At 60.5% G+C, this 11,503-nt stretch carries 12 protein-coding genes; 4 read left to right on the forward strand and 8 right to left on the reverse strand.

The annotated features are described in order from the left end of the window. The first annotated feature begins 106 nt into the window (after window positions 1-106). Window positions 107-1,345 carry a CynX/NimT family MFS transporter gene (locus NOX35_RS12675; protein ID WP_256496796.1) on the forward strand — a complete coding sequence of 413 codons (1,239 nt, stop codon included), beginning with the start codon at window positions 107-109 and terminating at the stop codon, window positions 1,343-1,345. 166 nt (window positions 1,346-1,511) lie between these two features. Beyond that, window positions 1,512-3,266, forward strand: a complete 1,755-nt coding sequence (locus tag NOX35_RS12680; RefSeq protein WP_371878545.1) for an amidohydrolase — start codon at window positions 1,512-1,514, stop codon at window positions 3,264-3,266. A 48-nt stretch (window positions 3,267-3,314) separates the two neighbouring features. Here the strand turns inward: NOX35_RS12680 and NOX35_RS12685 are convergent, their stop codons facing one another. From NOX35_RS12685 to NOX35_RS12710, 6 genes are all read right to left on the reverse strand, one after another. Then, the gene (locus NOX35_RS12685; protein ID WP_232538228.1) at window positions 3,315-4,385 is read right to left on the reverse strand and encodes an aromatic acid exporter family protein; all 1,071 of its coding nucleotides are present in this window, start codon (window positions 4,383-4,385) and stop codon (window positions 3,315-3,317) included. A gap of 115 nt (window positions 4,386-4,500) precedes the next feature. Further along, entirely contained in the window at window positions 4,501-5,913 is a 1,413-nt protein-coding gene (locus tag NOX35_RS12690; protein WP_256496798.1) for an APC family permease, read from the reverse strand. A gap of 283 nt (window positions 5,914-6,196) precedes the next feature. Continuing rightward, the gene (locus NOX35_RS12695) at window positions 6,197-6,691 is read right to left on the reverse strand and encodes an EVE domain-containing protein (protein ID WP_182287011.1); all 495 of its coding nucleotides are present in this window, start codon (window positions 6,689-6,691) and stop codon (window positions 6,197-6,199) included. Window positions 6,692-6,721: 30 nt separating this feature from the next. Next, on the reverse strand, window positions 6,722-7,327 hold the full coding sequence (locus NOX35_RS12700) for a hypothetical protein (RefSeq protein WP_182287012.1): 606 nt from the start codon (window positions 7,325-7,327) through the stop codon (window positions 6,722-6,724). A gap of 66 nt (window positions 7,328-7,393) precedes the next feature. Continuing rightward, the gene (locus NOX35_RS12705) at window positions 7,394-7,645 is read right to left on the reverse strand and encodes a GlsB/YeaQ/YmgE family stress response membrane protein (protein WP_003079200.1); all 252 of its coding nucleotides are present in this window, start codon (window positions 7,643-7,645) and stop codon (window positions 7,394-7,396) included. Window positions 7,646-7,841: 196 nt separating this feature from the next. Beyond that, entirely contained in the window at window positions 7,842-8,468 is a 627-nt protein-coding gene (locus tag NOX35_RS12710) for a C40 family peptidase (protein ID WP_256496799.1), read from the reverse strand. 375 nt (window positions 8,469-8,843) lie between these two features. Between NOX35_RS12710 and NOX35_RS12715 the strand changes: the two genes are divergently transcribed. Next, a complete protein-coding gene (locus NOX35_RS12715) occupies window positions 8,844-9,446 on the forward strand; it encodes an isochorismatase family protein (RefSeq protein ID WP_004340903.1) in 603 nt (200 codons plus the stop codon). Between the two features lie 98 nt (window positions 9,447-9,544). Here NOX35_RS12715 and NOX35_RS12720 read toward each other — a convergent pair whose 3' ends face one another. Both NOX35_RS12720 and NOX35_RS12725 read right to left on the reverse strand, forming a co-directional pair. Next, the gene (locus NOX35_RS12720; protein ID WP_256496800.1) at window positions 9,545-9,880 is read right to left on the reverse strand and encodes a VOC family protein; all 336 of its coding nucleotides are present in this window, start codon (window positions 9,878-9,880) and stop codon (window positions 9,545-9,547) included. Between the two features lie 83 nt (window positions 9,881-9,963). Then, complete coding sequence (locus NOX35_RS12725) at window positions 9,964-10,770, reverse strand: AraC family transcriptional regulator (protein WP_182287014.1); 807 nt, start codon at window positions 10,768-10,770, stop codon at window positions 9,964-9,966. A gap of 312 nt (window positions 10,771-11,082) precedes the next feature. Between NOX35_RS12725 and NOX35_RS12730 the strand changes: the two genes are divergently transcribed. Next, window positions 11,083-11,376: a hypothetical protein gene (locus NOX35_RS12730; protein WP_256496801.1), complete on the forward strand. Its 294-nt coding sequence runs from the start codon at window positions 11,083-11,085 to the stop codon at window positions 11,374-11,376. Window positions 11,377-11,503: the final 127 nt, after the last annotated feature.

The following is an 11,503-nucleotide window of genomic DNA, read 5'->3' on the forward strand; positions in this document are numbered from 1 at the left end:
CTGCCTGTGTTGACAGTGCTTGCGAGCCTGCTTGTCTATCGGCCTCATGTTTTGTCATATGCTAGATAGTTGACATATCACCTAGCTGAGAAAAAGAGACAACGTGGTGGAGCCTGTGACTAGCCGGGGTCTGAACCCCTCATGGATCATCGTCGCTGCGGGCGTCAGTGCCTCGCTGCATGTGGGCAAGCTACCGCCCGCCGTACCCCTGCTGCAGCAGCAACTGGGCATGTCCCTGGTGCAGGCGGGATTCTTGCTCTCCACCGTCCAGGTGGCAGGCATGGTGCTGGGCCTGGTGGTGGGCCTGGGGGCAGACAAATGGGGGCTGCGCCGCAGCCTGCTGACAGGGCTGATGATGATGGCACTGTCCAGCTTGGTGGGGGCTGCGGCCACGGACTTCACCTGGCTGCTGGCGCTGCGCGCTCTGGAAGGTCTGGGTTTTTTGCTGGTTGCCATGCCTGCTCCAGGGCTGATTCGTCGCAGCGTCAAGCCGTCAGAACTGGGGGCGCGCATGGGCTGGTGGGGCTCTTATATGCCCATTGGCAGTGCCTTGGGCTTGCTGCTTGGGCCATGGGTGCTGCAGGCGACCAGTTGGCAGACTTGGTGGCTTGCACTGGGCTTTACTTCCGCCTTGGCGGCCTATGCCGTCTGGCGCATGGTGCCTGCGGATGCAACTGCAACTGCAACTGCAACTGCAACTGCAGCCGTCGCAGCCACTGCCGATGAGAGATGGCGTCCGCGTCTGGCGCTCACATTGCGCAGCCCCGGCCCCTGGCTGGTGTCACTGGGCTTTATGGTGTATTCGGGTCAGTGGATGGGCATTGTCGGCTTTCTGCCCACGCTTTATTCGGAAGCAGGACTTAGTGCCAAGCTGGTGGGCCTGCTGACGGCCGTGGTCGCCGCCAGCAATATGCTGGGCAATGTGGCGGCAGGCAGGTTGTTGCACCGCGGTTGGAGTCCAGCGCACTGCCTGCAGACCGGCTATGTGCTGATGGGGCTGACGGCGCTGCTGGCCTATGTGCAGATCGGGGGCGAGCCGCTGGCTCCTCTGTGGCTGCGCTTTGTGGCCGTGGCGCTGTTCTCTGCGACGGGCGGCCTGATACCGGCGACCTTGTTCACAACGGCCATGCATCTGGCGCCCAGCCAGGCCACGGTGTCCACCACCGTGGGTTTCATGCAGCAATGGTCTTGCGTGGGGCAATTCGCAGGTCCTCCGCTGGTGGCGGCCGTGGCCATGCAGATGGGAGGTTGGCAGTTCACCTGGATGGTGACGGGCAGCATGTGCGTGTTGGGCTGGTTGCTGGCGCTGGGAGTGGGTCGTTGCTGGAGCCACCTCAGGGATTGAGACCAGGGAATGATGCTCTGTATTGATGAGCTTGCAGTTCTTGTCGGATAGGCGCGGTAGCCCGATTTGATGCATTGTTTTGAGTTGACGCACAGGACCCAATTGCCAGCTCAAGCATGATTCGAGTCTGAACTGCGGTTACGCTGCAGTCTTGTGGAGGTCCATGATGCAAAAGCGCCAGTTTCTCGCCACCGCAGCCTCGCTGACGGTATTGTCATCAACGCCCTGGCTCGCGGGCTGTGCCTCGCGTCGTACCAAGACGGCGGTCAAGCCCGCCGAGCTGATCTATTACGGCGGCCCGATTCTCACCATGAACGACGCTCAGCCCCAGGTGGAAGCCGTGGCGGTGAGTGCCGGGATGATTGCCGCCATTGGCTCGGCTCAGGAACTGGAGGCCTTGCGCGGCGCTTCCACGCGCATGGTGGACTTGCAGGGGCGCACGCTGATTCCGGGTTTTGTGGACCCGCACAGCCATATCGGCGGCGTGGGGTTGCAGGCCATTTCGGCCAATCTGCTGCCTCCGCCCGACGGCGGCAACGCCTCTATCGCCGACCTGCAGCAGACGCTGCGTGAGTACATCAAGACTTCACCCGAGGTCAAACAGCTGGGCATCGTGCTCGGCTTTGGTTATGACGATTCCCAGCTTCAGGAGCGGCGCCATCCCACACGTGACGACCTCGATGCCGTCTCCCGTGATCTGCCGATTGCCGTGATTCACCAGTCCGGGCACTTCGGTGCACTCAATTCCGCGGCCCTGGCCCGTGCCGGCATCGGGCCCGGCACTCCCAATCCAGAGGGCGGCGTGATCCGCCGCCGTGCCGGCAGCCCGGTGCCCAACGGGGTGCTGGAGGAGAACGCCTTCTTCCACAGCCTGGGCAGGATCATGCCCAAGCTCACGCTGGAGCAATCCATGGACTGGCTGGAAAAAGCCCAGCAGCTCTATCTGGAGTTCGGCTATACCACGGTGCAGGACGGTCGCTCCGACGCAGCTGCCATTGCCTCGGCCATGGCGGCTGCCGAGTCCCGTCGGCTGGTCATCGACGTGGTGTCCTATCCCGACATACTGCAACTGGGCGACGGCGCGCTGGCCAACAGGCTCAAGTTCAGCCGCAGCTATACCAATCGCTTCCGCATTGGCGGTGTCAAGCTCACGCTCGATGGCTCGCCCCAGGGCAAGACGGCCTGGCTGACCGAGCCCTATCTGGTACCGCCCGATGGCCAGCAGCCCGGCTACCGCGGCTACGGGGTGCTCAGCGATGTCAGGGCCAACGAGCAGGTGGCCAGGGCCATCCACAACGGCTGGCAGATTCTGGTGCATGGCAACGGCGATGCGGCGATCGATCAGTTCATTGCAGCCGTGCGAGCCAGCGGTCCCGTGGAGCAGGCGCGTGCTGTACGCCCGGTGCTGATCCACGGTCAGACGCTGCGGCGCGACCAGGTGAGCCAGCTCAAGGAGCTGGGCATTTTCCCGTCGCTGTTTCCCATGCATACCTTTTACTGGGGCGACTGGCACCACGACTCGGTGCTGGGCGATCCGCGTGCGCAGAACATCTCGCCGACAGGCTGGGTGCTGGGCGAGGGCATGGTGTTCACCTCTCACCACGATGCGCCTGTGGCCCTGCCATCGTCGATGCGCGTGCTCGATGCCACGGTGAATCGCACGACGCGCTCAGGGCGTGTGCTGGGGCCGGAGCATCGCGTCTCGCCCTGGGTGGCGCTCAAGGCGCAGACCATATGGTCGGCCTACCAGCATTTCGAGGAAGACCGCAAGGGCTCCATCGAGGTCGGCAAGCTGGCCGATCTGGTTGTGCTTTCGGACAACCCGCTGACCGTGCCGCCGCATCAGCTTGCCAATCTCCAGGTGCTGGAGACCATCAAGGAAGGGCGCACGGTTTACAAGCGCGACGGGTCAAACTTCTGATTTGAGGGCTGCCTGCGATGAATGGGTATGCGTTTGGGTGAATGTTTTTCACGCATCGCGCGAGCCGATAAGGGCGCGCAATGCACGCTCCAGTTGCTGGGCATTTTCGTGCACCAGCCGCCATTCGGGCTGAAGTACTTCTGTCGGTGCAGTTGATGCAGGGCAGCTGTCCATGGTCGCCAGTGGATCATCAGCCTTGAGCGCTACCACGGTTGGCTGGTTGGCCAGATCCAGACAGGCATGCGTCAGCCAGCGGCAGTAGTCGGCCATCGCCGCAGGCGGCGGCTTCCCGGTGTGGGCGGTGGCACGGTTCAGACTTTCGGCCAGCAGCAGAGCCGTGGCATAGACGCGCACGGCATGGCGGTCATAGCGGCGGGTGACAAAAGCCAGTCGTTCTGCATTGAGCCGTCCGCGCAATGACCAGCGGCGCGAGGAATGGGCCTGGCCTACGGCGGCGCGCAGGGCGGCCAGCGATTCATGGGCCAGTGATAGCTGGCCGAGGGCAGTTTCGGCCGCATCGGCTTTCTGCTGCTGGCAGGCCTTGAGAATCAGATCCAGACCGTTGGCAAGCTGCTTGAGAAAGATCGAGGCGGCCCGGCCCATATCCTTGATGGGATTGGAGGTCAGCAACACCTGGCTGAAGATAAGCCCGACCGCAGCACCGACCGTGACGTCCAGCAGACGGGCTCCGCCCGCCATGCTGGGGCCGAGCACCAGCACCAGAATCACCGAGACCCCGGCTTGAATCGGCACCACGGGCGCGGGGCCGATGATGGCGCCGAGCAGGATGGAGAGGAATGCGCCAAGACTCATGCGCAGCAACAGATGCTGCTCGGGCAACTGCCACAGCAGATCGCCGATCACGATACCCAGTGTGCAGCCTATGAGCAGACTGCGCGCCTGTTTCAGATGGCTGGGCAGTCCCGGGGCGAGGCAGATCACGGCAGTGACCACGGCGAAGGCGGGCTTGGGGTGGCCCCAAAGCTGCTGGGCGATGACCCAGGCCAGCATGCTGGCCAGTGCTGCAGCAATCGCATCACGCAGGGCCAGCCTGGCCCGCGATGGAAAAGTGGTCTTGGCACGACGCCAGGCCAGCATGAACGGGGTGCTCCAGCGCAATCTCAAACTCCTTGGCATGGCGGTCGATCAGACTCTGATTCAAGGATGTTAGAGGACGCGGCGAGATTGCCCTGTGGGAAATACGCCACGCCACCCGAAAATGCTGCGCGGCGGATCAGTCCGCCGAGTCGTCATACTGGGGCGCAGTCTTGCGAAAGCCACTGGTGATGATGGCCAGATAGACAAGGCCGATGCTGCCCCAGATGAGGCCCGAACTCAGCGAGCTGGGCTCCACCTCCAGCCACATGGCGCCTACACTCATGAAGCCCAGCACCGGAGTGACAAGATAGCGCAGCAGGTCGCCCGGGGTGTGCCAGCGGCCCTGGCGCCATATATATTCAGCCAGCACCGACAGATTGACAAAACTGAAAGCCGTCAGCGCGCCGAAGCTGATCAGGGCGACCACATATTCCAGGCTCAGAAATCCAGCGGTCAGCGCTACCGCGCCCACCAGCAGAATGTTGTAGGAAGGCGTGAAGGACTTGGGGCTGACATGGCCGAAGAAGCGCTTGTGGATCACGCCGTCGCGGCCCATCGCATACATCAGGCGCGATACACCAGCGTGAGCCGCGATGCCCGAGGCCATGACGGTGACGATGGCAAAGGACAGCACCACCGACTTGAACAGCGCGCCCCCCACCAGATAGAGGATCTCGGGTTGGGTTTCGTCCACGGCCTCGAAGTACTGTCTCGGGTTGCCGGGGAAATAGAGCTGCAGAAAATAAGTGGCCGCAATGAAGATCAGGCCGGAAATCAGCGCCGTCAGAAAAATGGCCTTGGGCAAGGTGTTTCGGGTGTCGTGGGTCTCTTCGGCCAGTGAACTCAGCGAGTCAAAGCCCGTGAACGAAAAACAGAGAATGGTGGCTCCGGTAATCAGTGCGCCGATTTCGGCCTGGGAGCTCCAGAAGGGCGACAGCGTCCACAGGCCCTGGCCGCCATGTTCGGCAATCGCGCCCAGGACATTACGGCCTGCATGCAGATCGCGCCAGACCATGCAGGTGAAGATGGCGATGATGAGCAGTTGGAAGAACACGATCAAGCCATTGAAATGGGCGACAAAGCGAATGCCGCGCAGATTCACGCAGACCATCAGCGCGGTCAGGCCGACGATCCAGACCCAGTGGTTGACCTCGGGGAACATGGAGGTCAGATAGATCCTGGCCAGCAAGATATTGACCATGGGCGAGAGCAGGTAGTCCAGCAATGACGACCAGCCCACCATGAAGCCCACGTTGGGGTGAATGGCCTTTTGCGCATAGGTATAGGCCGAACCCGAGGATGGGTAGCGACGGATCATGTGGCCGTAGCTCAGCGAGGTCAGCAGCACGGCCAGCAAGGCGACAAAGTAGGAGGTGGGCACATGCTGCAGCGAATCGCGCGAGACCATGCCGAAAGTGTCCAGCAATGTCATCGGCTGGATATAGGCCAGGCCGATGATGATCACATGCCATAGCAGCAGAGTCTTTTGCAGGCGAACGGGGGAGGTGGTCGAGGCTGCCAAGGGCGGGCGATCAGTCAGTGCAGTCATCTTCTACAAGAACAAGAGAGCCGGCACAAAACCCGCACCGGCCTGCGCGTGGCAATGCGCCGCAGAGATGGGTCCCAGCTTGGTTGCCACTGTGTTATCAATGGTTTGGACATGCCCTGAAGCAGGGCGCCATTCTTGGGTTCCGCTGGGCCTCGGGTCAGGCAACAGCGAAAAGCCGGCATTATCGGATTTTGTTGCTGCCGAGGTTGCTTATGATGAGAAACGCATTAATTTCAGGCCGGTATCAGCGCAGCTTGCTATGACTGGAAGAGCATGAATATGCTCAGCCTCTACTCCCCTGCAGCAGAGACTGAATGCATTGCCATTCGGCTTCGGTCACGGGGGTAATGGAGAGACGATTGCCTTTTTGCAGCACGCGCATCTGCGCCAGTTGAGGTTGTTCGCGTAGTTCTGGCATCAGCAGTGGGCGGATCTTTTTCAGCGCCTGCACATCCAGCATAAGCCAGCGCGGTTTGTCTGCCTGGGACTTGGGGTCGTAATAGGGGTCCGCAGGGTCGAACTGGGAAGGGTCCACGCGCAGATTGCCGGCAATGCGGGCAATGCCGTAAATCCCAGGTTCGGCGCAACTGGAATGCCAATACAGCACGCCGTCACCCACCTGCATATCGTCACGCATGAAATTGCGTGCCTGGTAATTGCGCACGCCATTCCAGGCAATGGTCTGCTCGGGGGACGCCAGAGCATGGTCGATGGAATACTCGTCGGGCTCGTTCTTCATGAGCCAGTAACGATGGGCTTGGAGGCTGCTGTCGTTCATAGGTGCATTGTCTGCGAGGAGGTTGCTGTCTCAGTCTTCACGGCCACGCTGCCAGGGACCTCGGTCTTGCTGCCAATTGCGCACCAGATCGCTATTGCGTTGCAGCAGATTTCGGGTGTCCAGCCAGCGGCCTGGAATGTCCAGCTCGGCCTCTTCCACCACCCGCATACAGTCCTGAATATGGCGCTCGCCCAGATAGCGCAGCGTCGCGTAGCCTATGGATGCAGCTGCGAGCTGGCCCAGTAGCGGCACATATCTGGCGGCCTGCCTGGTGCTCATGCGCAGTCCCATGGCTTTGCCGAGGCGCAGCACCATGTCGCGGGTGATGAACTTGCCGATCAGCACGGAGCCAACCATGGCGATTGCTTTCTGGACTTGCTCGCGCTTTCCTGGCGTGAGTTGGTCGAGTTGCTCTGGCGTCAACCCGAACTCCTGGTTGATGCGCGGATAGAGCTGTGCGAGCAGGGCGGCATCTGCAGCCCAGTCCAGACCGGGTATGGGAATGACACTGGCGGCAGCGCTGACGAGTGCCCGTCTTCTCAGTAGTTTGCGGGCCCGTTCAGCGGCTTGGGCAATGTCTTTGCGCTCCGCTCTGGTCGCACTAAGATTTCTGAAGCTCGGGTCTTTTTTCCACATATTCGATAAGGAGATGACGGAAATAGAAAAAGGGGCTTGTCGGCCCCTTTTGGTCGGAATTCAGATTCAGTTGGCCTTACCGCGTACCATGCCATAAATAAACAAAAGAATCACCGCACCAATGACCGATGCGATCCAGCCTGCGGTTTGTCCGGGCTGGTACCAGCCCATGGCCGAGCCCAGATAGGTAGCTACAAACGAGCCGACGATACCGAGAAGAATCGTCATGATCCAGCCCATGCTGTCATTGCCCGGCTTGATGGCCCGCGCGATCAAACCGACGATAAGACCGACGATGATGGTTCCGATGATGGACATATTCTGTTCCCTGTTGGTGCTCTAACGAAAGTGACTCTACCCGGCCCGATGGTTCGACTATGTCGGACGATTCTGAATGTAGGCGCGAGCGCGGTTCTTGCGTGAAAACACACGGAGGCATGGGCTACATCAGGGACCAAGGGAGAAACAAAAACGCCTGCAGAAGCAGGCGTTTTGGTCAGGCCCCGATTCGGAATCAGGGCTGCAATGGGCCCAGGGCGCTATATGCAGCAGCCGTGGTCGCCGAGGCGTCAGCGCCTTCGACGCGGCGGGCGCCGTCGAAGCGGCGCGCCCAGTAGGAGGTCTGCATGCTTTCCACACGCACGCTTGCGCCGGTGCGCGGTGCGTGGATGAATTTGCCGTCACCCACGTAGATGCCCACATGGCTGAATGTGCGGCGCATGGTGTTGAAGAACACCAGATCACCAGGCTTGAGGTCGCTGCGGTCGATCTGCTGGGTGGCATTGGCCTGTTCAGCAGAGACGCGAGGCAGAACCTTGCCCATGGTCTGGGAGTAGATGGCGCGCACGAAACCGCTGCAGTCGAAGCCGGTTTCGGCGTTGGTTCCACCCAGGCGATAGGGAACGCCAAGGAAGCCCATGGCCGTTACTACCAGATCGGAGGTTTTTTCGGCCACGTTCTGACGTGCTTCGCGCACGAAGTCAGTCGTCTTCTCGGCCACAGAGTGGCGAGCTTCACGCAACTGGGTGATGAGGCCGCGGCTGACCAGCAACTGGGCCATGTCGTCGTCACGCTGCTCGCTAGGCGCTGCGTGCGCTGAGGTAACGCCGACAAATAGAAGTGCAATAAGCCATCGGGACATGGGGCGTGAGGGTAACACGTTCATTTGTAGGATGGGGGCTCTATTTCCAATTTTTTCTCTTGGTTTTTGATGCAGCACAGCAAGTGAGCTGCGGGCATAAGCTTATTGCGTAAGCTGCTCTCAAATTTGCAGCGTATGGCCGTACGTAATTTCCCCATTCTGGTGAATGCGGGTCGGGAATGCACCAATTCATGGTATTGACATGTGAAAGGCGTTGCATTGACGGACTTTCTACCCCGGCATGCGCTTACAGCGACAATAGCGCCATCGATTGCAGCCGATGTGACGCGCTTCCTCAGCGCGCCGCGCGTCTGTCCTGTGCGAGCGCCGCTCTTTTTTGGCAGCGGCTTGACACGGTTTTAAGAAAGATTTGCCATGTTGTTAGAAGCTTCCGAGTCGCAACTGGTTCTGGTGGACTACCAGGACAAGCTGATGCCCGTCATCCACGAAGGCGCGCAAGCGCTGGCCAATGCGGTCAAGCTGGCCAAGATGGCGCAGCTGCTGGATGTGCCTGTCTGGGGAACGGAGCAGAACCCCTCGCGCCTTGGCGCCAACAATGCGGAGCTTAAGGCTCTGTGCCAGAAGACGCTGGAGAAAATGTATTTCAGCGCCGTGCCGGAGGGGCTGGGCGAATGGCTGCGTCCTCCCGCCAAGCCCCAGGGCGGCAATGCGCGCAGCCTGCCCAAGCATCTGCAAAAGCCCCAGCAGCAGGCGCCCGAGCGCAATATGGTGGTGATTGCCGGCTGCGAAACCCATGTCTGCCTGTTGCAGACGGCGCTGGAGCTGCTGGAAGACGAGTTCGATGTGTGGGTGGTGACGGATGCCTGCGGCTCGCGTACCGAGCGCAACCGGGATGCAGCATTTGACCGTCTGGCAGGTGCCGGCGCCGAGCTGGTGACCACCGAGATGGTGATGTTCGAGTGGCTGCGCACCTGTGAAGACCCTGCCTTCAAGGAGATGCTGGCTCTGGTCAAGTAAGCCGAGGCGCGGGCCCCGGCCTTGCAGCCCTCAGGCGCTCTGCGGAGCGCCTTTTTTCATTTCAGCCTGCAGCACTCTGAACCAATGAGGATGGAGTCTCAAGCTTGGAATAGACCGAAACGCAACCCCTGCGGATCGCGGCAATTGTAGAAACGGCCGAATCCCGACTCGCTGGAGCCGGGCTCATCGACTTCGCCGCCCAGCTCACGCACTTGCGCTGCCGATTTCTCGATGTCGCTCACGCGAAAATAAATCACGGCATGATTGCCGGCATCGTTTCCGTGAAGCCCTGCCTTGATGTTCGGTGTCTCGAACCAGCCATCGCCCTGGTTGCCCATGGCGTGAAACGGCCAATTGAAGAGATCTGCGAAGAACCGTGACGTGATTGCCGCTTCGCTGGCTCCAAACTCGATATAGCCCACTTCTCCATTCATACATTTTCTCCTGCGGCGGTGATGCCTGGCTGAGAAGGTAAACCCAGCTACGGGGGCGCGTATTGAATGAAAATGACCGGGCTCTAGCCTGCGGCTTTCTTCGCCGATGTCCCTGGCAGGTCAGAAAAGCGGGCTTTTCGGTGGGCATCCGGCGAACGGCCCGCAAACTCAAGGAACTCGCGCGTTAGGTGGCTCTGATCGGCGTAGCCACACACATATGCGATATCGGCTAACGATTCTCTCGAATCTTCTGCAAGACGACTGGCGCGGGCGAAACGCATCATGCGCATGGCTGTTTTGGGCAGGATGCCGGTTTCATGGCGAAAGCGTTGCCCGAAGTGACGACCGCTCCAGCCGATTTCATCTGCCAGTTCTCGGATCGAAGCACGGCCGTTGCCACTTTCCAGCTTTTCCCAGGCCCATTGGATTTCCGGACTGATGCGCCGCACTCCGGCACTGAGCCGACCCACAATGAACGCCTCGACCAAGGCAAGGCGGTTGTGCCAATCGGTGGCATCTGAGAGAGCTTCGAGCAATCGATCAGCACTCGAACCCGTCAGATCGGCAAGCGGCAATGGTTCATGGTGGAAGGGGCGGCCAAATGCGGCGACACCTGCCCAGGCAGGCAGATCGATTTCAACGCAGGTCAAGACGCCATCATGTCCTGCGCGTAGCGGTCCACAGGACGGACCAACTACAAAGGCCTTGTGCGTCGTCGGTGCGTCGCTCAGCCGACCGAGAGCAATGTCTTGCTGAGCCAGGATGATCTTGAGACGTGGCTGGCATGGCTCAAGGCGCGAAACTGAGCGGCCGGCAACTTCTGCAAAGCCAGCAAGGCCGAACACCACTCCATGAGCGGCTCGTCTCTGATAGATCGTTTCCGAGTTCAAATCCATTTTCCTTGCAAAAAGCATTGTGCTTGGGGCAATTGATCCGAAGGCAAGCGACCTCAATCGGCGCCGAGCTGCGCTGGTTGTCGACCACCCTGTTCCTGGCCACCTCGGGCAGCGCTTCGGTTGCCGATTATTTCTATGGCTCCGTCCACATCAATTCCTCCAATTACAAGGCCCATGGCATGGACTCCAGCGCTCACCCGGTCTGGGGCAGTTCATGCCTGGCGGCGACAGCCGCCGCGCCACGGAGGCTCCCTGGTCCAGGGCTACCAGCTTCCCTCAGACTGGCGCCTGGAAGCCGAATAAACCATGCCCAGGAGCAACGAGTTCGCCAGCGGATCCACGCGCTTTCCCGCGAGCTTCAATCACCACAGCATCGGTTCGCTGCGCCTGATCGTCAATGCGTACAAGGATTTTCCCCTGAACGTGCAGTTTTCCGTGTACGGCACGCCAGGCCCGGGCCTGGCGCACCTGCAGTCCAGCAGCTGGCAAGGCAATGTGAACCGCCAGTACTTCAGCGATTCCCAGAACAATCTGGCTTATGTGCTGGTATTTGGCATCAGCTACTTACCGGTCCAGAAGGTCAGCATTAAGCTGGGCTAACGCTATGTGGGCATGGGCAAGACCCATGGCGTTGCCAACAATTTCACCCATGTCCGTGGCCTGCAGGGTGGGCAGATGCACGCCAAGCTGAGTTCCAGCCAGATCTCGGTCGGCCTGCGCTACAGCT

Source organism: Comamonas sp. C11 (assembly GCF_024496285.1).
GTDB lineage: Bacteria > Pseudomonadota > Gammaproteobacteria > Burkholderiales > Burkholderiaceae_C > Comamonas > Comamonas testosteroni_F.